The organism is Candidatus Nitronauta litoralis, assembly GCA_015698285.1.
GTDB classification, from domain to species: Bacteria; Nitrospinota; Nitrospinia; order Nitrospinales; family Nitrospinaceae; genus Nitronauta; species Nitronauta litoralis.
This window is the reverse complement of sequence record CP048685.1, coordinates 3,902,254-3,921,641: the sequence shown is the minus strand read 5'-3', so window position 1 is coordinate 3,921,641 and position 19,388 is coordinate 3,902,254. Positions and strand designations below refer to the sequence as shown.

Annotated in this window: 23 protein-coding genes; 15 read left to right on the top strand and 8 right to left on the bottom strand. The window is 46.4% G+C overall.

All coding sequences use genetic code 11. The annotated features are described in order from the left end of the window. The first annotated feature begins 20 nt into the window (after positions 1-20). The 3 genes from G3M70_17940 to G3M70_17930 all read left to right on the top strand — a co-directional run bounded on the left by G3M70_17940 (position 21) and on the right by G3M70_17930 (position 4,382). Positions 21-1,298, top strand: coding sequence for a nitrate oxidoreductase subunit beta (locus tag G3M70_17940; protein ID QPJ63648.1), 1,278 nt, complete (start codon positions 21-23; stop codon positions 1,296-1,298). Positions 1,299-1,366: 68 nt separating this feature from the next. Further along, positions 1,367-2,194 (top strand): hypothetical protein, encoded by an 828-nt coding sequence (locus tag G3M70_17935; protein QPJ63647.1) that lies wholly within the window; start codon positions 1,367-1,369, stop codon positions 2,192-2,194. A gap of 496 nt (positions 2,195-2,690) precedes the next feature. Further along, positions 2,691-4,382 (top strand): hypothetical protein, encoded by a 1,692-nt coding sequence (locus G3M70_17930; GenBank protein ID QPJ63646.1) that lies wholly within the window; start codon positions 2,691-2,693, stop codon positions 4,380-4,382. Positions 4,383-4,395: 13 nt separating this feature from the next. Here G3M70_17930 and G3M70_17925 read toward each other — a convergent pair whose 3' ends face one another. Together G3M70_17925 and G3M70_17920 are read right to left on the bottom strand one after the other, a co-directional pair. Then, the gene (locus G3M70_17925; GenBank protein QPJ63645.1) at positions 4,396-6,123 is read right to left on the bottom strand and encodes a tetratricopeptide repeat protein; all 1,728 of its coding nucleotides are present in this window, start codon (positions 6,121-6,123) and stop codon (positions 4,396-4,398) included. A gap of 88 nt (positions 6,124-6,211) precedes the next feature. Next, positions 6,212-6,553, bottom strand: a complete 342-nt coding sequence (locus G3M70_17920; protein QPJ63644.1) for an iron-sulfur cluster assembly accessory protein — start codon at positions 6,551-6,553, stop codon at positions 6,212-6,214. 444 nt (positions 6,554-6,997) lie between these two features. On the opposite strand from G3M70_17920, the gene G3M70_17915 reads away from it, so the two are divergent. The 3 genes from G3M70_17915 to G3M70_17905 all read left to right on the top strand — a co-directional run bounded on the left by G3M70_17915 (position 6,998) and on the right by G3M70_17905 (position 8,312). Then, the gene (locus G3M70_17915) at positions 6,998-7,231 is read left to right on the top strand and encodes a BolA family transcriptional regulator (GenBank protein ID QPJ63643.1); all 234 of its coding nucleotides are present in this window, start codon (positions 6,998-7,000) and stop codon (positions 7,229-7,231) included. A gap of 63 nt (positions 7,232-7,294) precedes the next feature. Then, positions 7,295-7,627, top strand: coding sequence for a glutaredoxin (locus tag G3M70_17910; protein QPJ63642.1), 333 nt, complete (start codon positions 7,295-7,297; stop codon positions 7,625-7,627). Positions 7,628-7,784: 157 nt separating this feature from the next. Continuing rightward, a complete protein-coding gene (locus G3M70_17905; GenBank protein ID QPJ63641.1) occupies positions 7,785-8,312 on the top strand; it encodes a redoxin domain-containing protein in 528 nt (175 codons plus the stop codon). A gap of 17 nt (positions 8,313-8,329) precedes the next feature. Here G3M70_17905 and G3M70_17900 read toward each other — a convergent pair whose 3' ends face one another. Next, a complete protein-coding gene (locus G3M70_17900) occupies positions 8,330-8,935 on the bottom strand; it encodes a nitroreductase family protein (GenBank protein ID QPJ63640.1) in 606 nt (201 codons plus the stop codon). Positions 8,936-8,952: 17 nt separating this feature from the next. After that, positions 8,953-9,687, bottom strand: coding sequence for a 1-acyl-sn-glycerol-3-phosphate acyltransferase (locus tag G3M70_17895; GenBank protein QPJ63639.1), 735 nt, complete (start codon positions 9,685-9,687; stop codon positions 8,953-8,955). Positions 9,688-9,720: 33 nt separating this feature from the next. Here G3M70_17895 and G3M70_17890 point away from each other — a divergent pair, with 33 nt between their 5' ends. The 3 genes from G3M70_17890 (at position 9,721) to G3M70_17880 (ending at position 12,184) form a co-directional block, all read left to right on the top strand. Further along, on the top strand, positions 9,721-10,548 hold the full coding sequence (locus G3M70_17890) for a S1/P1 nuclease (GenBank protein ID QPJ63638.1): 828 nt from the start codon (positions 9,721-9,723) through the stop codon (positions 10,546-10,548). A 94-nt stretch (positions 10,549-10,642) separates the two neighbouring features. Next, entirely contained in the window at positions 10,643-11,281 is a 639-nt protein-coding gene (locus G3M70_17885) for an MBL fold metallo-hydrolase (protein ID QPJ63869.1), read from the top strand. A 93-nt stretch (positions 11,282-11,374) separates the two neighbouring features. Further along, a complete protein-coding gene (locus tag G3M70_17880; protein QPJ63637.1) occupies positions 11,375-12,184 on the top strand; it encodes a DUF2797 domain-containing protein in 810 nt (269 codons plus the stop codon). Between the two features lie 95 nt (positions 12,185-12,279). Here the strand turns inward: G3M70_17880 and G3M70_17875 are convergent, their stop codons facing one another. After that, positions 12,280-13,167, bottom strand: coding sequence for an acyl-CoA desaturase (locus G3M70_17875; protein QPJ63636.1), 888 nt, complete (start codon positions 13,165-13,167; stop codon positions 12,280-12,282). A 180-nt stretch (positions 13,168-13,347) separates the two neighbouring features. Between G3M70_17875 and G3M70_17870 the strand changes: the two genes are divergently transcribed. From G3M70_17870 to G3M70_17850, 5 genes are all read left to right on the top strand, one after another. Next, complete coding sequence (locus tag G3M70_17870; protein QPJ63635.1) at positions 13,348-14,388, top strand: HAMP domain-containing histidine kinase; 1,041 nt, start codon at positions 13,348-13,350, stop codon at positions 14,386-14,388. Positions 14,389-14,406: 18 nt separating this feature from the next. Continuing rightward, on the top strand, positions 14,407-15,114 hold the full coding sequence (locus G3M70_17865; GenBank protein QPJ63868.1) for a response regulator transcription factor: 708 nt from the start codon (positions 14,407-14,409) through the stop codon (positions 15,112-15,114). Positions 15,115-15,121: 7 nt separating this feature from the next. Beyond that, positions 15,122-15,775 carry a hypothetical protein gene (locus G3M70_17860; protein QPJ63634.1) on the top strand — a complete coding sequence of 218 codons (654 nt, stop codon included), beginning with the start codon at positions 15,122-15,124 and terminating at the stop codon, positions 15,773-15,775. 24 nt (positions 15,776-15,799) lie between these two features. After that, complete coding sequence (locus G3M70_17855; protein QPJ63633.1) at positions 15,800-16,012, top strand: hypothetical protein; 213 nt, start codon at positions 15,800-15,802, stop codon at positions 16,010-16,012. A 297-nt stretch (positions 16,013-16,309) separates the two neighbouring features. Beyond that, entirely contained in the window at positions 16,310-16,768 is a 459-nt protein-coding gene (locus G3M70_17850) for a DoxX family protein (GenBank protein QPJ63632.1), read from the top strand. A 37-nt stretch (positions 16,769-16,805) separates the two neighbouring features. On the opposite strand, the gene G3M70_17845 is transcribed toward G3M70_17850, so the two are convergent. Both G3M70_17845 and crcB read right to left on the bottom strand, forming a co-directional pair. Then, positions 16,806-17,147 carry a DUF190 domain-containing protein gene (locus tag G3M70_17845; GenBank protein ID QPJ63631.1) on the bottom strand — a complete coding sequence of 114 codons (342 nt, stop codon included), beginning with the start codon at positions 17,145-17,147 and terminating at the stop codon, positions 16,806-16,808. Positions 17,148-17,160: 13 nt separating this feature from the next. After that, a complete protein-coding gene (gene crcB / locus G3M70_17840) occupies positions 17,161-17,532 on the bottom strand; it encodes a fluoride efflux transporter CrcB (protein QPJ63630.1) in 372 nt (123 codons plus the stop codon). A gap of 131 nt (positions 17,533-17,663) precedes the next feature. On the opposite strand from crcB, the gene G3M70_17835 reads away from it, so the two are divergent. Beyond that, on the top strand, positions 17,664-18,605 hold the full coding sequence (locus tag G3M70_17835) for an ABC transporter substrate-binding protein (protein QPJ63629.1): 942 nt from the start codon (positions 17,664-17,666) through the stop codon (positions 18,603-18,605). On the opposite strand, the gene G3M70_17830 is transcribed toward G3M70_17835, so the two are convergent. Beyond that, positions 18,598-19,380 carry a hypothetical protein gene (locus tag G3M70_17830; GenBank protein QPJ63628.1) on the bottom strand — a complete coding sequence of 261 codons (783 nt, stop codon included), beginning with the start codon at positions 19,378-19,380 and terminating at the stop codon, positions 18,598-18,600. The genes G3M70_17835 and G3M70_17830 overlap by 8 nt on opposite strands. Positions 19,381-19,388 lie beyond the last annotated feature (8 nt).

The following is a 19,388-nucleotide window of genomic DNA, read 5'->3' as shown; positions in this document are numbered from 1 at the left end:
GTTTTTAGGGAGGTTAAACAATGCCTGAAGTCTATAACTGGCAATTGGGTCGCATGGCGACCTATGTGTACGAGGAAAGGCATCCGAAAGAGCAGTTTACGTTTGTATTTAATACAAACCGCTGCATCGCATGCCAGACATGTACGATGGCCCATAAGTCCACCTGGACGTTTTCCAAGGGTCAGGAGTATATGTGGTGGAACAATGTAGAGACGAAGCCTTATGGTGGGTATCCTCAGTTCTGGGACTGGAAGATTTTGAAGATGTTGGAGCAATCCAACCCAGGTCAGAATGTATGGAACGTCCGTAAGACGTCAAACAAGGCCATTCACGGTGTATACGAGGGTGTGACGATTTTTGAAGCACCAGCGAAGATTGGTCTGAACCAGCAGGCGATCGGTTATGTACCGACTGACGAAGAGTGGCGTTTTCCGAACTTTGGTGAGGATACGGCTCATGGTCGTGAGTTCACCCAGTCCCGTGAGGGAACGTTTGGTGGGGACAACGGCACGCGTTCAGTATTGCCAGAGCATAAGATCTGGTTTTTCTACCTGCAGAGGATTTGTAACCACTGCACGTACCCGGGTTGTTTGGCGGCCTGTCCGCGTAAAGCGATCTACAAGCGTCAGGAAGACGGAATCGTTTTGATTGATCAGTCCCGCTGTCGTGGTTATAAGAAGTGTGTTGAGCAGTGTCCTTACAAGAAGCCGATGTTCCGTGGTACGACTCGTATTTCCGAGAAATGTATCGCCTGTTACCCCCGAATTGAAGGATTGGATCCTTTGACCGAGGGTGATCAGATGGAGACCCGTTGTATGGCCGCATGTGTTGGTAAGATTCGCTTGCAGGGTCTTGTCAAGATTGGCAGCAACGGTGAATGGGCGCATGATCCGGACAATCCTCAGTACTATCTGATTCGAGACCGTAAGGTAGCGTTGCCGCTGTATCCGCAGTTGGGAACAGAGCCTAACGGTTATTATGTTCCGTCGCGTCACGTGCCACGAGCATACAGCCAGCAGATGTTTGGGCCAGGTGTTGATCATGCGATTGATCAGTACATGGTACCGGATCGCGACCTGTTGGGCGTGTTGCAGTTGTTCCGAACGACGCAGCGGATTATCTTCAAGTGGAAGCGTGAGCCAGGTCCGAAAATATTCGAGACCAACATCCACGGGAAGAAGTTCGAGATGTATAACGACACGGTAATCGGGTTCAACCGTAAAGGCAAAGAGATCATCCGCGTGACGGTCGAAGAGCCATTTTACGTACGGCCTGAAGAACATCCGGGTGCATTCTAAAAAACCTGGACTCTGTCACTTCCGGGGCGGGTCTGCCGCCCCGGAATGGTTGTAATAAGGAGAGGACGATGAATGATATTGTAACCAACAAAGAGCAAGATCCAATCCTGGTCAAGTTTGGTGAAACCGGGTCTCTGGAGGAAGTGAAGGAACAGCGTATTTCGCTTCAACTGGCCCGCGGCAGGGTCTATGACATTTTGTCAAACGCTTTCACCTATCCCTGGAACCGGAAATTCTTCCGTCCCAAATCACTATTGGAACCAATGGACGTGTGTCTCCTGGATGAACAGGAGTGGGCCGTTCTTAAGGAAATCGTAGGGCGTTTTAATAATTACCTTCCAAAGATGTCGTTGAAAGAGGTTCAGAAAGAGTACATCCGGGTTTTTGGTCATGCCGTTTCCCAGGAATGTCCTCCGTATGAAATGCAATACGGCACCGAGGGCGGGATTCAGTCACAGACTGATGTCCTGATCCAGGTAGGGGGGTTCTACGAGACCTTTGGTTTTGAATTTCCAAAAAGTCGGGGTAAAGAGCGCGTTGACCATCTTTCTGTTGAACTGGCTTTTCTTTCTTATTGCTGTTTCAGGGAAGCTTATGGCGTCAGTAATGGGCACGAAGAAAAGAAAATTGCCATTGTCCGGCAGAGTGAAAAGAAGTTTTTAAGAAACCACATTGCCCGTTGGACTCCTTTATTTTGTATCTTCACCGCCAGAAAAGCAGAACGTGGATTGTATAAGGATCTGGTGGATGTGTTGGCTCTGTTCGTTCGGAATGAATGCGCGTTACTGGATGTAAAGGCACTTAAAGTAGAAGAGCCTGAATATCGCTCCTTGTCCTACAGTATGGAGAATGACCTGATTGCTAATGCTCCAGCGGAGTGTGAGCCAGTTAAATAAAAGGTAAAGACTATATTTCCCACTCCCTGGCAAGTATTTGCCGGGGAGTTTTTTTTTGTCCAGGTCTTTTGATAAATATTGGGTGGATAATTTCCAGTAACTGCTGGTAACAATATCTGATAATGAATCAAGTTATCAAATAGCAAACAGATGCTACGGAACCGGTATTCTTTTCAGTTATTACATTTAGAAAAATGATCAGATTCATTTAAAAAAATTCTACAGGATTTTAAAACCCCGGCATTTCATTTGGCATCTTAATTAGGGATGCAGTTTCTGTCTTATTGCTCTCGAAGTTCAGGTTGTCCCGGTATTACACAGCCAAAAGCATAAATTTTGGTGGAAACGGTTTTGATTTGTTTTTGATTCCTGACTGGGAGTGTCATGCCTGTTATTTTTTATGTGTCAGGGAGATGCTGAAACTCCTGAGTGCATAACATTCCTGGAAATTTCGGCTCCCAAAAATTCTTCGGAGATTAGAGCCATCGATAACTCAATGTTTGTATTTGATCCATTATCCCAGGGGTTGGATCTTCTTGCTCAAAGAGATTTGCAGCGCGCGGAATCACTTTTTCTTCGCGTCATTAATGATCCGTTTGTTCAGGAAGATGAACTCCAACAGGCCCGATCGTATCTTAATGATATACGGTCCTGCCAGGCCGGAACAAAGACACTTGATTTCGACCAGTACGGTCAATTATCCAAAAAAACGACACCCTCACTTGAGCCCATTTACAAGCTCATGACGGAAATTTATTTTTCCAAGGCTGAAACCTTTCCTGAAATCACCGCTGTAATTTCCGAAGCAGTTCCCAAGGTAATCAACCGTCTGAAACAGGTTAAAATCAGGGATATTCTGGCGCGTGATGCCCTTTTCCAGAAAATTGAGAAAATGGGATTGAAAGCGATCAAGGAGGAATTGAAAAAAGTATCTCCTGAAACTAAAGGTCCGGAAGTTTTTCGATGGAAAACTATTTATAGAAAATTCATTGAACAAATTAATCCCATTCTTCTGGAGCGTCACCTTGAACTGCTAGGCTATGTTCTTGATACTGGAGATATAGCAATACTGGATGATCCCAAGTTAACAGTGCTCACTGCAAAATACAGATGGATTGTAGAGAGCACCCTTCATTCAAAGTGGTATTTGATGCGGAGTTATTTTTTTAAAGCCCGCTCTGAAATCGAACAACAATTTTCGAAAAAAGAGGGTACCCGAAAGTTCTGGGAAGAGGTGAAGTACAAAAAAATAACGATTTTTGAAGAGTGCGGGTTTGAGGAAAAGCACATCCAGAAGTTCCTCTTCATCGATAAACTAAATTACAAAACCCTGGAGGAAATTTACGATTTTGCCAGGGAATTGGGGCTTACACTGATTCCAAGAGATGTCAGCCTGGCGCTGCGTGGGATAAAAAAGGCGAAGGATCACATCCGTGAAAGAGGGGGGCATTTGATGGGAGCCCGCCGCGAATTTCAGGGGCAATTGATTGAGCTTGGGTTCTCAACGGAAAATGCCTACCAGGTGGCAAGACATGCCAAACGTGCCAATAACCACCAGATTGCTGATGCCTTCCGCACGTGCCTCAAGGTAGCACAGGACGAGATATACTGGTATCGGGTTCCTCGACAATCACAAAAGCTCAAGGCCGATATTGAAGAACAATGCTGCAAGCATTTGAGCACAGTTCGAATTCACCTGTTTGACCGTGGGCGCCTGAACAAATTATTACTGCAAATTGGAAAAAGCCTGATCCGGAGGTATTTGATCCGGCATTACGGGGAATCGGTTGTCGGGCTGCATTGTTTTTTCAGGCTTGCGACGGTACATCAGTATTACAAGCTGAAGTTTTTTCATTACCATATGGCGGAAGTTCCAAGCGTATCGGAGTTGATCAAGGTCAGCCGGAAGGACTTTGTTCCGCTTGTCAAAGAAGGTTACAATAATTTTCTTAAGAAAAAACGGTTGGTTGTTCCCAAAACCCTTTTTGAAAAGGTTGAGGCTTACAAGTCGGTTACAGAGTGGGAAGACCCATATACAACGACTGAAGAAAAATTTCTGCTGCGCTTCTGGTTTTTGATGGACCACGGAGTTTCCATCACCCAGGGATTGTTGAATAAGGAGGTTTTGGCGCCAGGAGCTGATCTTTGGGGATTTTTAAAGCGGCAGGGAGAAGAATGTGAAAGTTAAGCTGGACTCAAGATCAGGTTGCGTTATCGGTTAGTTTATTCAACCGATTTTGCATATCGCGCAGTGGCATCAGGTCACCTTTTTTGGAAGCGGCGGCAATACCGTCCTTGTATACCTCTGTGGCGCGGTCCTTTTGTTCCAGCTGCTCCAGAGTTTTTCCCAAGGCCAGGTAGGCCGCAGAGTAGTCTTTAAAATTTTCCACAACCGTTTGGAGCGGTCCCAGTGCTTCTTCGTAAAGTCCTTTTTCAAAATAGATGGTCCCCAGACCGAAATTGGCTACCTGGTCCACAGGGTCGATCTCAAGAACCTGTTTGAACATACCGACCTGCCGTTCGCGCTCCGCTTCCTGTTCCTTCGACTTCGCTGCCTGGGCTTTTTCTTTTTGTTTTTCCTCTATAATTTTTTCGAACTGTATGGCTGTGGCTTCTCCCTTTTCCGCTTCAGCTTCCTCAATCCGGCCTTGTTGCATGTAGTAGACGGACAGGTTGGAGTGAGCCATGATTTCGCTTGGATCAATCTCTACCAACCGTTTCATAAGAGCGATTGCTTCGTCCAGTTTGTTTTGCTTGGATAGCAACACCCCGAGTGCTTCATAACCCAGAGCAAATTTGGGAGCCAGGGCGATAGCCTCTCTCAGCAAGGCGATAGGGCGGTCCAGATCGTCTTCCTTTTTGTAGATTTCCATAGCCTGTTGGTGCAATTCCTTGGCTCTCGAGAGGTTGGAGACCGGTTGGTAGAAGGGCAAGAGGGCGGTCTTGATTTTAAGGGGTTTGCCATCAACTGAAACCTCAAGGGTCTTGTCAGGGCTGCGATAATTTTTCTGAATGTAGGCAAGGGCGATATTTTTCTCAAGGCCTGGTGAATAAACGCCGCTTTTGACCACACCCAGTCGTTTGTTCCCAAGTTTCATTTCGGCATTATGCTGAAGCTCAGAGGCCCCTTCTTCAAGGGAGATTCCCATCAATGCAAATGAGGGAGCACCGTAAGTTTTCAGTCTGGCAATGACCTCCTGCCCTGTATAGCATCCTTTGTGATAGCTTACAGCCGTGTGCTCCAGGCCCGTTTCTGGCAGAAGCATTTTTTCATCCATGTCCAGTCCATAGACCGGCAACCCTGCTTCAATGCGAAGAATCTCCAGCGCTTCCTGGCTGACGGGGCCCAGCCCGGCAGTCTTTCCTGTTTCTTTTATGGCCTCAAAAATAAGGGTGCGGGCTGATTCCTCGAAAGCCAATACCAGGCCTGTTTCGCCAGTCAGGCTTTTTTCCAGAGCCCATACTTTATGGTTTTTGATTTCCAATTCACGGGCTTCGCTTGTTTTAAAGTCCAGAAGAATCTGACCGGTCAATTCATTGAGAATAGCCAGGGTTTTAGGGCCTTGAAGTCCGAGCAAGCAGAATTCGGGAATCTCCCTGGTAAAAGTCAAGGCTTCGCGAAAGTGAAATTCTTTCAAGGAGTCAATCACCTGATCCGCCTGATTTCTTTCCATTAATAGAAACCCGGCGTTGTCTCCGGTTTTGTAAAGGGTGAAAGTGCCTCGCAGGTTACCTTTGCGGGTGACAATGGCGTTTGCACATCCTTCCCCCGTTTTGAGTGCAAGGCAATCGTTGGTTGTCTGAGTTTGAAGGAATGAAAAAGCGTCTTCACCTTCAATAAAACCGATCTGCCAGGTTTCCATCCAGAAATAGGCGCAAGCTTCGCGAACGCGCCTGTATTCTGCTTCTATAGAGGTGGTTTGTGTCATAGTGATCATAAGAGCCGATTTGGCGAAACAAAAACAGCGCATCGGCCGGAGCCGGATGCGCTGCAGTAAATTTATTGTTTATTTGGACTCAGGTGAGTGAGAATGATTCACCGCAACCACAAGTAGATTTGGCATTGGGATTGACGAAGACAAAGCCTTTTCCTTGAAGCCCTGCCTGATAATCGAGCTGCATGCCTTTAAGATAGATAAGGCTTTTGGCATCCATGAATATCTTAAATCCGTCAGAATCGACAACAGTATCGCCTTTTTCCTCAGGGGTGAAATCCAAGTCATAGGACAAGCCGGAACAACCTCCGCCTTTTACGCCAAGACGAAGCCCGATACCCGGTTTTTCTTCTGCAGCAATCAATTTTTTTACTTCTTCTGCTGCAAGTGGGGTTATGGAAACAAACTGGGTTGTGGTGGTCATATCGTTGGGTCTCCAGAATAACTTTTTTATGGTCCTTCGAAAGCCAAAAAAGGCTTTTTGGAACAATTACTTTAGAGACTTGATTTAGCCTCTACTATTTAGATTAAGAATTTTACATTAGGATTTAAACATGCCTTCTAAATTTTAACATTGCCTGACTTAGTTGCTCTGATCATCGCAGATCATGGTGCAAAAAAGTCTTGTTAGCATCAAAATTATACTGGAAATGACTCTATCGCGCAAACCTGCAGGTTGCTATTTCACTTTAGTTATTATATTGTAAATTATTGATTTTATTTTATAAATTGTTTTTATTTGATTTTGAGGCAAGGAGTTGTGCGGACTGTCATCCTGAAATATAATAAATCCTGAAAGGGATTTTTGAATCCAATAAATACAACTGAATGAATGCATTTAGGTAAAAAGTGAGGTAAGAATTTAATTATGATCAGCATTCCCGATTTAATCAAACTCATCACCGACAAAATTTCCGATGCCGAGGTCAATGTTATGGACAAGACAGGTATGTCGGATCATTTCATAATCCATGTAACGTCAAAGGCTTTTGCGGACGTAGGCATTATGGACCGGCATCGCATGGTCCAGGATTGCCTGAGTACTGCTATGGCTGATGGGCGTGTCCATGCGGCGGAAATCAAGACAGATGTCCCCGGCTAACTTGCCGGAGTCCTATTTTGAACACAATTTGAAATCAACGTTTTCCAGAGTGAGGAACCATCAATGTCTGCATTTGAAGAAGAAATCAAAGACGAAATAGCTCAGAATAAAATCCTGATTTATGGCAAAGGCACCAAAACGGCTCCGCAATGCGGCTTTACAGTGGAGACTATCCAGTTTTTCCAAAAATATGGCTATCCGTTTGAAGTAGTCAATGTACTACCCAACATGGAAAAGCGGGAAGCGCTGAATAAAATGACAAACTGGCCTACACTGCCCAAAGTATTTATCGACGGCAAGTTTTACGGCGACACGGATATCCTGGATGATATGGAAGCTAAAGGTGAAGTGGAGCCTTTGCTCAAGGCCGCGTTTGACGAAAACCCGCCAAGTTAAGAAACGGGAATTTAGGAAATGGCCTTCTGAAAACGGGCGCTGATTATTTCTTAACTCACATAAGCACTTCTTCCAGATCGGGATATAGCCAGGGCAGTTTTTGGTTCCATCCGGTTAGGAATACAAAGGTGCGCTAAATCTATTACCCGAGGGAAACATGGGGCAAAAACTGGAACCAGGGGATCGTGCGCCTAATTTCGATCTTCCCGGAGTTTATGGTTACAAGGCCGGGGCGACGAGTCCCTCACATGAAGATGGGGTTCGGTTCAAGCTGAAGGATTACGAAGGTAAGAAATGGGTGGTCCTTGTATTTTATCATCAGGATTCCAGCCCGGAAGACACCCGCCTGCTGGTGTCATTTAACGGGTACAATCGGAAATTCACCACTAAAGAAATCGAACTATTGGCAATCAGCCAAAATGGAGTCAATTCCCACCGCCAGTTTATCGAGGTTTATCAACTGGGCTTCAGCCTGGTTGCGGATGAGAAAAAGGAAGTGACCGAATTATATGGTGTCATCCGTGAGGAAAAAAACCAGTTTGATGAACTTGAAACCCGGGTCCACCGTACAACCATGGTGATTGATAAAACCGGAATGATACGTAATATCTGGCAGGATATCGAGGATCTGCGGGAACATCCCCGCGAAGTCTGGGAGTACATTGCTAAAGAAAAAGGCGTGTAGACCGTCTCCAATACTTTCTAAAATCCGTTTTCAATCACGACATCATTTAAAGGTAACTGGCCCGGCTTGGGCCAGGAGTCTTTCGTCTTTTTGCCAATAGCCACCATCGCACCCATCACGTGATCCTCAGGCAGATTGATGAGTTTTGCGACAGCCTCAATGTCGTACCCGATCATCGGGCAGGAATCGTAGCCCATTGCTTTGGCGGACAACATCAGAGTCTGCATAGCCATTCCTATCGACCTTTGGGCTTCATCGCGTTGTAGCCAGTCCCGGCCCTCGTGAAAGGGACCCATCCATCCCACCAGTAAATCAGACACCTCTTTAGGGGCATTGGCCCAGTAGCGTTCCGGGTTTTTTGCCCAGGCTTTTGTATCCGCCGTCATCACTATGAGTAAGGATGCATCCGTCATCTGGGCCTGATCATTACCATGCTCCTTGCGGATTTTTGCGCGTAGTTCAGAGTCCCGCAAAACGACAAACCGCCAGTGCTGAATATTGAAACTGGTCGGTGACTGGATGGCTGCTTCCAGTAGTTTTGTTTCTTCGACCGGTGTTAACCTGTGGTCAGGATCAAAGTGCTTGATAGCCCGTCTTTGGTAAATTGCGTCAAATGTGTCCATGGGGATCTCCGGAAAATCTATTTTGATATTTGTTTTGATTCAAAATTTTGGCAGATGGTTTCTCTTATTTTCTGTAGCAGTTCGCTTTCCTTCTGGTTTTTTGCCGTTTCAAGATCAATTTCCGGTGAAAGAATGATTCTGACTTTTCCCGGGTGCACTGCGGTGCTGCCTTTTGGGATGATTCCACCTGTCCCGATAAGGGTTACCGGCACAATGGGCACTCCCGCGCGACTTGCGAGCAGGGTGCCTCCTTTTTTGAATTCACCAATGTTCCCGTCTTTGGATCGGGTTCCCTCGGGGAAAATCACAATGGATGCCCCTGATTTTAATTTTTCCACCGATGCCATGAAAGCCTGGTACGCGTTTTTGCGGTCATCGCGTTGCACTGAAATATATCCAGATGCGTGCATGGACCAACCGACGAAGGGTATCCGAAACAGGCTGGCCTTGGCGACCCAGCGAAGTTGGACGGGCAGGAATCCGGCGAGCGCAAAAATATCGAAAAAGCTTTGGTGATTGGCCAGGAACACCTGGGCTCGGTCGGAATGGGCGTGTTCAAGTCCTTCCACTTCCACCTGGACTCCGTTCCACACACAAAGCAGCCTGGCCCAAAGTGCGGATATTTTATGGGAGGTATTTCCAGTTGGATCGAACAACCGCGCGGTGACGGCTGCCGTTCCCAGAACCAGTGAAAGCAGTGTGATGACAACCCAGAAGCGGGTGGTATGATAGGCTGAAATCAAGGTCTTCAAGTGTAGCGATTAAGATTTGAGGTTGGTTTACCCATGCCTTTTGAAAAAATCCGGCATACGAGAATAGTCAGGTTCCTATATATTGCAGGGTGCTTTGTGGTCTTATTGGCATCAGCTTTTCCTGCTCAGGTTTGGGCCTGGGGGCCGCAAGGGCATCGCATTATTGCTCAGATTGCCGAGGAACGCCTTAAACCGGAAATCTGGCAAGCCATCCAGGACGAGTTTAGCATAAAGCATCTCGCGGATGTCGCCAATTGGGCAGACCAGATCAAGAGTGACCGTAGGGAAACCCGCCCGTGGCATTACTGTAATATTGCAGAAGGGGAGTTATTATATTTGCAGCAACGGGACTGCCCTCACGGTGAGTGCGTTATAGAGAAAACCCACTTCTTCAGGGAAGAGTTATTAAACCCCTCCGTTGTTGGAAGAAAACGAAAAGAGGCTTTCATGTTCCTGGTGCATTTTGTGGGAGATATTCATCAACCCCTGCATATGGGAAATGCGGCGGATCGCGGGGGGAATACAATAAAAGTGATGGTGAGTGGGGAAAGGACAAATCTGCATGCTGTATGGGATCATGATCTCATCCATACTCAGGGCCAATCTCTGGTAAAATACGCAGCGAAATTGTCTGCCAGTATCCAGAAAGAAAATGCTCTGGAATGGGGGGCACGCCGTTTGGTGGAATGGGCCAATGAATCGCGAAAACTGGCAGTACACCAGGGGTATCCACTTGAGTTAAACGACCAGGGTGAATTATCCAGACATTACCTTAAGGCAGGAGAGCAAGCCGTTGAGCTCCAGCTAAAAAAGGCCGGTGTCCGTTTGGCGGATTTACTCAATAAAACTTTGAAACCATAAACAGGAGAAGTCTGTGGGGGATAACGATCGGTTTTATTTCAAACAACTGTTAACTGGGGTTGACGTTGCGCAATCTGACCCCAGCGCCCGCAGCATGGCAAATTTTATTTATCTGATCGGGGATCGTGATACGCGCGAATGCATGGTTGTGGACCCCGCGTGGGATGTTGACGGATTGCTTAAAATCCTGGAAGAGGATGAGATGAAGCTGACCGGTGCGTTGGTAACACACTATCATCCAGACCATGTAGGGGGACATATTTTTGGTATGGACATCATCGGCCTTCCCCGGTTGATGGAAAAGAATCCGGTGCCGGTGTATGTAAACAAACATGAGGCAGAAGGGGTGAAGCAAGTGACTGGGCTTTCAGACACTGATTTAAAGTCAGTCGATAGCGAAGACAAATTAAAGATTGGCAACATTGAAATAAGTTGCCTGCATACTCCAGGTCATACACCCGGTTCACAATGTTTTCGAGTTGAAGATGGATTGATTGCGGGCGATACGCTGTTCCTGCAAGGGTGCGGGCGGGTTGATCTTCCCGGGGGCGACAGCGAAACCTTGTATCATACCCTGACCAAGCGATTGACCAAGATTCAAAATGAAGTTGTGCTGTATCCCGGTCACAATTATGGGGGAAAAGGGTCGGCCCCGATGGGTACAGTGCGAAGTTCAAATTATTATCTTAACGTCAATAGTCTGGAAGAGTGGTTTCGCCTCATGGGGGCCTAGCCCGAAAGGCAACGGAATACCTTTTTTGTGGGTTCAATGGCCTTGAACTTTTTTCTCTTTTAATCTCCCCAAACAATAAACCAACAAACCTATATGACTGAATCTGTAATTTACTCTGGCCAGCTCCGAAAAATGGAGCATGATTTCGCCGAGCCTATCCAGTATTTTCTGAGCCTGGATGAAAAGCGCCGGGAAGTGTCTTCACAGATCGGAAGGATGCTGACGTTGGAATTCGAAGGCACAATCACCTGTGTCGAATGCGGCCGGAAAATTAAAAAAACATATGACCAGGGTTATTGTTTTCCCTGCAGCCGGGACCTGCCGGAAAACGAGATGTGTTCCGTTCGGCCCGAACTTTGTGAGCATGAGAATGGTAATGAAGCCTCAAAGAAGTTCTGGAGTGAATACTGTAACGTTGATCATTTTGTATACCTTTCGCTCACTTCAGGTGTGAAGGTTGGGGTGACCCGGCATTGGAATATTCCGTCTCGCTGGATTGACCAGGGGGCTGTGGAAGGACTTATCATCGCAAAAACACCGGAACGAAAATTGGCAGGTCAGATTGAAGTGGCGTTGGCAAAGCACATGGCGGATAAAACCAACTGGCGTAAAATGCTAAAAGGAGAGGTCGAGGAAGTTGATCTGATCGATTGGCGGAACAAGGTGATCCAATGGGTCCCTGTGGATCTCCAGCAGTATCTGGTTCAGGATGAAAATGTTCAGAGATTGAGTTATCCGGTTCAAACGACACCTGCAAAAATATCGAGCCATAACCTCGATAAAGAACCAGCGTTTACAGACCGGTTGACTGGCATCAAGGGCCAATACCTGATCCTGGAGAAGAAGGTAATTAATTTAAGGAAATATGGCGGATATCATTTGAGGTTTAAGTTTGACGACTAGCAGAAACAAAAAAAGCCCTGGACAATTCGTCCAGGGCTTTTTAGAAAAAATCATACTATTTTTCTTTAGTGCAATAAAAAGTTACTGAGACCGGGCTACGCAGCCTTCTTGACGATTTCTCCCAGGAAGAATTTTTCGTCTTGCTCTTCATCGCGTCGCAATTCGGCGACCTTGATATTTTTAGCCAGTCCCAAAGTTTTCAAGACCCAGATTGCCATCCAGGTGAAATCAATTTCCCAAGGCCGTAAACCATGCCGGGCAGAGCTTGGAAATGCGTGGTGATTATTGTGCCAGCCTTCGCCCCAGGCGATAAGTCCGACCCACCAACAATTGGTAGAGAGGTCGTTTTCCAGTTTAACGTTTCGATATCCAAAGGTGTGAGCCGCGCTGTTGACGAACCAGGTTGAGTGGTAGGCGACAACTAACCGGACGAATATTCCCCAGATAACAAATGACCAACCCCCGACGGCAAACAGGATCAAGGCAAGAACACCCTGCAATTTAAGAAAGTTATTATCGAGAAACTTTATGAAAGGATCGCCCTGCAGGTCTTTGGAATGTGCATATATCTTTTGTGGGTCGTCATAATGGTTTTTGTAGATCATCCACTGAAAATGTGCCCAGAAAAATCCGTATTGCATACTATGAGGATCCATTGGCTGATCAGAGTTTGCATGATGCATTCTGTGCTGCGCCACCCATTTGGTGGGACCGTTTTGACACGCCAGGGTGCCACATAGTGCAAAGAAATAGCCAACGTATTTGGGTAATTCAAAACTTCGATGTGTCAGATAGCGATGGAAACCCAGACAAATGCCTAAGGAAGCTGTCATCCAATAGAGTAAAAACATGACCCCAACAGCGGACCAGGAGAAAAACTGAGGCAAAAAAGCAAGACACGCAGCCAGATGCAGGCCGGTGAAGAATGCCACGTTAATTTTGGACAATTGGGTTTTTAGGTGAATGTTTGGTAAATCGGCCATAACTTGAAAAACCTTTCGTCAAAAATTTTGGAATAAGGGTTCCAACACGATCCTTGCATTACAAGGTTACACGGAGATGGTTGTGCAAAATGTAAAACTTATGTAACATTTTAAATAATCAATGTTTTGGGCCATTTTTGGGGGCGGGTTTTGAGGCCTCGAAAATGTTAAAATCGGGTTATGAATAAGATAAAAACCATTTTTCATCCAATCATCATATTTATTGGAGTGCAGATTGCCTGGATTATACTTATGGCTATCTGGATTCGGTGGTATCTCAAGAATCGCCAGGATTTTAAGGCGTTTGCTGAAAGGCTTCAACCTGGTCTGTTTGCCACTGATTTGAATTGGGTTGTTTTGCTCGAAGGTTGCTTCCTGATGATTCTGATTCTAGGGGGATTTTACGTAATCTTTCTGTTTTGGAACAAGCAGGCCAAGCTTAACCAGTTGCAGAGCAATTTCGTTTCCAGCATGACTCATGAGTTGAAATCTCCGCTTGCCTCTATCCAGCTATATCTGGAAACACTGAAATACCATGATGTGTCACGAGAGGAGGCGCGCGATTTTGTCGAAACCATGCTGAACGATACGGAGCGTCTTTCCGGTCTCATTGAAAATATACTGCGCGCAAGCCACCCTGATCCAAAGAATATGCAGAACGAATTCCAGGCAGTAGATCTGAAGGTGTTTCTGGAAGAGGTAGTGGAAGTGCATAAGCCGCAATTCCGTGAAAACAAGATTGACCTCATCTGTGATTTTACTCCCGTTCCCACTATCATGATGGACCAGCGTTCCATGCGAATGGTGTTTAATAATCTGATGAGCAACGCATTGCGATATACCCTGGAGACCAAGGATGCTTCGGTGACCGTTCGTCTTGGTGCCGACAGCAGATTCTGTCACATCGCTTTTGAAGATAGGGGGATTGGTCTCAATGAGAAGGAAATAAAACGGATTTTCCGCAAGTTCTATCGTGTTTCAAAGCCGGAAACCCAGAACATTGTAGGGGCTGGCCTCGGGCTTTATATTTCCAGTGAAATTGTGAAAAATCATGGCGGATCTATCAATGTCACCAGTGACGGTAAGGACAAAGGATCGACGTTTACAGTGTCCTTGCCACTTAGTGGTGTCCCCGCACTTTCCTGGTGGGAAACATTGAAAACGCCTTTCAAAAGAGTTTCAATCACAAACCCGGCCGGGGCGGGCAGAGCAGGAAATTAAAAAAGTTTTATGGAATCCATAGAAATCAAGAAGAAGCGAATTCTGGTCGTAGAAGACGAGGCGCATCTGGCCAAGGGATTGAAGTTTAACCTGACTCGGGAAGGTTATGATGTGGAATTGGCCGGAGATGGTGACCTGGCTCTGGAAGGTTATAAAACAGGTGGATTCGATATGATGATCCTCGACCTCATGTTGCCAAAGCTCGGAGGACTGGAAGTGGTTCGGACCATTCGTAAAAATGATGTCCGTTTTCCAGTTTTGATGTTGACTGCCCGATCGGCTGATGAAGACAGAGCATCAGGGCTTGAGGCAGGTGCAGACGATTACCTCACCAAACCTTTTCATCTTCCGGAGCTGTTGTTGAGGGTCAAGGGGATCCTGCGACGCGGAGACTGGTATAAAGAACCCGTTCGCGAAGAAGACAAGTTTGAATTTGATGATAAGTGGGTGAATTTTGGAACCGGGCAGGCCCAAGGGGTGTCCGGTGAATTTATTCTCACCCAGAAAGAAGCCATGATCATGAATCTTTTGATATCGAAGCGCGGAGAGGTTGTTAGCCGGGAAGAGCTTTTGGAAAAAGTATGGGGCTTCAGACCGGATACTGAAACCAGGACTCTGGACAATTTTATTTCACGATTGCGTAAGTATTTTGAAAAGAAACCACAAAAGCCGGAATATATCTTAACGGTCCGGGAAAAGGGTTATCAGTTCAGGGCCGACTCCTGAGCTCGCCATGCCTATTCCCCGCAAACGATTTCGAAAAAAGCAGCAAGACTCTCCAGGTGATTTCCTTGAGTTTGGTGAACGGTCTGACAACCGTTACCCATTAAATGAAGACTGGGATGGCAGTGACTGGAAGCCAGTCTCTCGGTTGACATATGGCCTTACTACCGGAATGTTCTTTTATATGGTTTACCTCCTGGCGAACCATAATCCGATTACGGGTAGGTCGTTTGTTATTATGATGCTTCACAATGTGAATCTGGTATTCCACGAATTTGGCCATCCTGCATTTTCATTATTTGGTGACACTATAGGGATTCTGGGAGGAACCCTGGGACAGTTGGGAATCCCTCTGGTGGTAACGGTGGCGTTTTGGAAAAAGCGGGACAGTCTGGGGTTTGCTGTCGGATGTTTCTGGTTCTTTGAAAATTTTCTGGATGTTGCTGTATACATGGCAGATGCTATCGATCTTAAACTACAACTCATTGGTGGGTTGGGACTGGAAGCGCACGACTGGCGTAATCTGTTTTTGAGATGGGATTGTATTCTAAGTGCAAAAAAAATAGCAGCGGTGACCAGTGCTCTGGGCTGGATTGGAATGTTCTGGGCCTGGCTCTGGCTTGGGTGGCGCTGTTTGTTGACGCGTAACGCTCAACTACAATAAAAATCATGCAAAGGAGTTTTTGACGTGTACGATGAACAAATGGAAAAACTGATTGTGGCCCTCATGGTAGTTATCGAGAATCAGGGCGGTGAGGTGGCAGTTGATATGAAAGATTTTCATCGAATGTTTGAAGTCCGGCATCGAAAGGGTATTCAGGTTCGGGAAAGAGGGGATAAGGAAATGGTCCTCGTTCTCGGTGATATGCCTGTGAGCCCGGATGATGCGATGTCGAACTAAGCGATGGACCAGGTCATTGAACGACAGATAAGTTTCGAACAAGAAACCTGGATGCGATTGGTATTTATTTTAAATTATTTTTGCCCTGTTTCTATCAGGGAATTTAGTGGTAATCTCGAAGATGATAGTTTACGAAATAGGCTCCGGAAAGATCCCGTTTACATATAAAGAGGACAGGGGCCTGACAATCCTAAAAGGTTCCTCTGATATTCAAAAGCAGGAATGATCTGTTTTTATTAATAGATTAAAAAATGGTTCTTTTGAATATGAGGTGCCTTTCCTTAAGGGAGGTCGGGTATGGAACAATTACGGCAACTTTTTGAAACAGATGATGGGTGGGATAAAACGATCCTTAGGTTGGTTGCAGGTGGGGTGATGTTTCCACATGGTGCTCAAAAACTTTTGGGTTGGTTTGGTGGCTATGGTTTCAACGGTACCATGGGGTTTTTTACCGATACTATGGGGATGCCCTGGATCATGGGATTCACGGTAATTATGGTTGAGTTTTTCGCCAGCCTGGCTCTAATAGCAGGTGCCTTAACCCGCTTGTCAGCTCTTGGAATCAGCGTGGTTATGGCTGGGGCGGTAACTGTTGCCCATTGGCAAAACGGGTTTTTCATGAACTGGGCCAATAAAAACGAAGGTGAAGGATTTGAATATCACTTGTTGATGATCGGCATGTGTGGAGCTTTATTGATAGGGGGCGGTGGAAAAGCTTCTTTGGACAGGATGGTTTTTGAGCGTCTTAAAGCCTGACCGGGGATGTCCAAACTAGTTGTTGTTGGTATGGGAGTCAACCCTCATTTTTGCCATTATAAAGAACGACTCTGACTGTTTGCTCGGTGATCAAGCCTTCTGTCACCACACCTGAGAGCATGGGCTTTATGCGATCGATGTTTTCACGGTTATCCACCACTTCTACCACCACTGGCAGGTCAGTCGACAGCCGTAGAATAGAGGCCGTGTGGGCATGGCTGGTCTTTCCAAAACCATCAATGGCCCGAAGTACGGTGCACCCGGAAAGTCCTTCTTTTCGAAATAATTCGATAAGGTATTTATATAAAGCCTTATCCTTAAAGCGCGTCGCTTCACCTGTATAAATCCTAAGGACAACAGCATCGGATTGTGGTTTCATCAGAAATCCCCTTTTATAACTGCAAAGCCAACGTTCGCCCCAGATACACACCCAGCACGGCCAGAATTACAGAGCCGAGAATATTGGTGGAAACCAGGCCCCATTGTCCCTGGTCCATCAAACGAAAGGTTTCGTATCCAAAGGTCGACATGGTGGTGAAGGAGCCCAGCATTCCAATGCATAAAAACAAACGCGCTTCTTCCGACAAGATGCCTTTAAATTCGGAAAGGAACATCAGGGTTCCCAGCAGGAAACTGCCCAGGAAGTTGACCGACAGTGTTCCAAATGGAAACTGTGTGCCGCTTCCCTGAATCCACCCGCTTACCAGATACCGCAGGATCGCACCGAGGAATCCACCCGCCCCGACCCACAGTAACACTGACATATTGGCTCCTTGATTTCGTAATATGATTGCAACACTGAGGCTGTCCAGCCTATACTTTAGTAGATTTTTCCGAGGTTCCCAAATTTTTGTTTGTGAGGGAACCACCCACCTGTTTTTTGAAAGTTAATGGAATGAAAGTCGTTAGTCTGCTTCCATCCGCTACAGATATTGTATGCAGGTTAGGTCTGGAGGATAAGCTGGTTGGGCGATCACACAGTTGTGACTTCCCTCCGTCCGTGTTAGACCTGCCAGCTCTTACCAGTACTCGCGTTGAACCTTATTTGCCAAGTGTCGAGATTCACAGGTCTGTCGAAAATATTTTAAAGGAAGCGGTGACTGTATACCAACTGGATGAGAAGAAATTGCAAGAGCTGGCGCCTGATTTTATTATCACGCAGAATTTATGCGATGTGTGTGCGGTTTCTTACGGGCAAGTGGAAAATGCCTGTAAGCAGGCATTTGGTGACCAGGCTCAATTGATCTCCCTTCAGCCGGGAACTCTTGAGGATGTGTGGCAGACCGTGAAGCAGGTGGCGGAGGCGTTGGATGCCGTTTCCGCTTACGAATCGTTTCGAAACGATGTTGAAAAACGGACAAAATATATCCAGGAAAAGGTTGCGAATCTTTCCAAAAAGCGTGTGCTGACGATTGAATGGATCGATCCTGTCTATATTGGTGGGCTGTGGATGGCGGATATGGTGGAGATCTGTGGAGGCAAGCCCCTGTTTTCGAAACCGGGAGAAAAAGCGGTTGTTCTGAATGCAGAGCAGTTGCAGTCAATCGATCCGGAAGTCGTCGTCGTCAAGCCCTGTGGATTCAACCTCGACCAACTGATTGGAGAGATAGACCGATTGAAACAGCAGGTGCCCTGGCAAAACTGGACGGCTTCAAGGGAACAGCAGTTTTATTTTGTAGATGGCAACCGTTACTTTAACAGACCCGGACCCTTTCTCATGGAATCGCTTGAGATCCTTGCCTACTGCACACACCCGGAAGCTTTCCCGGACTTTGGAACTCGATATGCCAGGGACTGTATCCGGTTGTCGGCGGGGTTGGAATTGCCGGTCAATTGATCTTATAGCCAGCGAAAGTGAAAATATAGGAGTTGGCTAGCTTGGTGCCTTCTTTTAATTGCTGGCGTACACGGGTAGGCAGCCAATAGCCTTCGATCTTGCTGTAGAAAAACTCCAGAGTCTCTTCATATTTTTTCCCGTTCATTTCAAACCTTGACCGACTTTCCAGCACCTGCGACTTCCCATTTCTATCAGCATATTTCAAATGACTGGTGACATTGAAAGGGGAGTGCTGCCTTCTTAGAAGAAGGGTTTTTATGTTCCAGTGCCTGGGGTCGATTTTAAAATCATATTGCATGATCGGATGAGCCGAGTCTGTACTAAACCGGGCTTCAAGATATCCCTTCCGCTGTTTTTTCCCCTTAAAGGTGTAATCGTCAAGGGTCTTGCTCAAGGGGATGGGCATGAATACTTCAGCGTATTGCGACATAAACTTTAATATCTCGAGTTCTCTTATTGGAGAGACGCTGCCAGCCGACTCGTCAATTTCAAAATCAGGTTTATCCTGACCGGCTTTCCAGTTAAAGATAACGGTTGGGTTGTTGAGAAGTTTTTTATCCTCAGTGTCTGCAAAGGGATCAAGCTGGGCCCAATGGATACTGAATTTCAGGCTTTTAATGCCCTCGCGCTGTGGGTAATAGTAATGCGAATCGAGTTTTTCGATTAAAGGAGGGGGAGGGGCGGCTGAAGAGAGACTGGCTGCCAAAAGGAAAGCAGCGCACCCAGTTAACGCAACGGCTAGTGAGAAGCGGAAAATGTTATCAGAGATTTTCAAGGGCGAGC

Excerpts from the sequence above, each read along its gene's own strand:
- G3M70_17905 (QPJ63641.1), top strand. The coding sequence starts at position 7,785 with ATGGGGCAAAAACTGGAACCAGGGGATCGTGCGCCTAATTTCGATCTT.
- crcB (QPJ63630.1), bottom strand. The coding sequence starts at position 17,532 with ATGTCAGTGTTACTGTGGGTCGGGGCGGGTGGATTCCTCGGTGCGATC.
- G3M70_17870 (QPJ63635.1), top strand. The coding sequence starts at position 13,348 with ATGAATAAGATAAAAACCATTTTTCATCCAATCATCATATTTATTGGA.
- G3M70_17845 (QPJ63631.1), bottom strand. The coding sequence starts at position 17,147 with ATGAAACCACAATCCGATGCTGTTGTCCTTAGGATTTATACAGGTGAA.
- G3M70_17885 (QPJ63869.1), top strand. The coding sequence starts at position 10,643 with ATGGCAAATTTTATTTATCTGATCGGGGATCGTGATACGCGCGAATGC.
- G3M70_17890 (QPJ63638.1), top strand. The coding sequence starts at position 9,721 with ATGCCTTTTGAAAAAATCCGGCATACGAGAATAGTCAGGTTCCTATAT.
- G3M70_17915 (QPJ63643.1), top strand. The coding sequence starts at position 6,998 with ATGATCAGCATTCCCGATTTAATCAAACTCATCACCGACAAAATTTCC.
- G3M70_17910 (QPJ63642.1), top strand. The coding sequence starts at position 7,295 with ATGTCTGCATTTGAAGAAGAAATCAAAGACGAAATAGCTCAGAATAAA.
- G3M70_17880 (QPJ63637.1), top strand. The coding sequence starts at position 11,375 with ATGACTGAATCTGTAATTTACTCTGGCCAGCTCCGAAAAATGGAGCAT.
- G3M70_17935 (QPJ63647.1), top strand. The coding sequence starts at position 1,367 with ATGAATGATATTGTAACCAACAAAGAGCAAGATCCAATCCTGGTCAAG.
- G3M70_17925 (QPJ63645.1), bottom strand. The coding sequence starts at position 6,123 with ATGACACAAACCACCTCTATAGAAGCAGAATACAGGCGCGTTCGCGAA.
- G3M70_17920 (QPJ63644.1), bottom strand. The coding sequence starts at position 6,553 with ATGACCACCACAACCCAGTTTGTTTCCATAACCCCACTTGCAGCAGAA.
- G3M70_17940 (QPJ63648.1), top strand. The coding sequence starts at position 21 with ATGCCTGAAGTCTATAACTGGCAATTGGGTCGCATGGCGACCTATGTG.
- G3M70_17930 (QPJ63646.1), top strand. The coding sequence starts at position 2,691 with ATGTTTGTATTTGATCCATTATCCCAGGGGTTGGATCTTCTTGCTCAA.
- G3M70_17860 (QPJ63634.1), top strand. The coding sequence starts at position 15,122 with ATGCCTATTCCCCGCAAACGATTTCGAAAAAAGCAGCAAGACTCTCCA.
- G3M70_17850 (QPJ63632.1), top strand. The coding sequence starts at position 16,310 with ATGGAACAATTACGGCAACTTTTTGAAACAGATGATGGGTGGGATAAA.
- G3M70_17900 (QPJ63640.1), bottom strand. The coding sequence starts at position 8,935 with ATGGACACATTTGACGCAATTTACCAAAGACGGGCTATCAAGCACTTT.
- G3M70_17875 (QPJ63636.1), bottom strand. The coding sequence starts at position 13,167 with ATGGCCGATTTACCAAACATTCACCTAAAAACCCAATTGTCCAAAATT.
- G3M70_17835 (QPJ63629.1), top strand. The coding sequence starts at position 17,664 with ATGAAAGTCGTTAGTCTGCTTCCATCCGCTACAGATATTGTATGCAGG.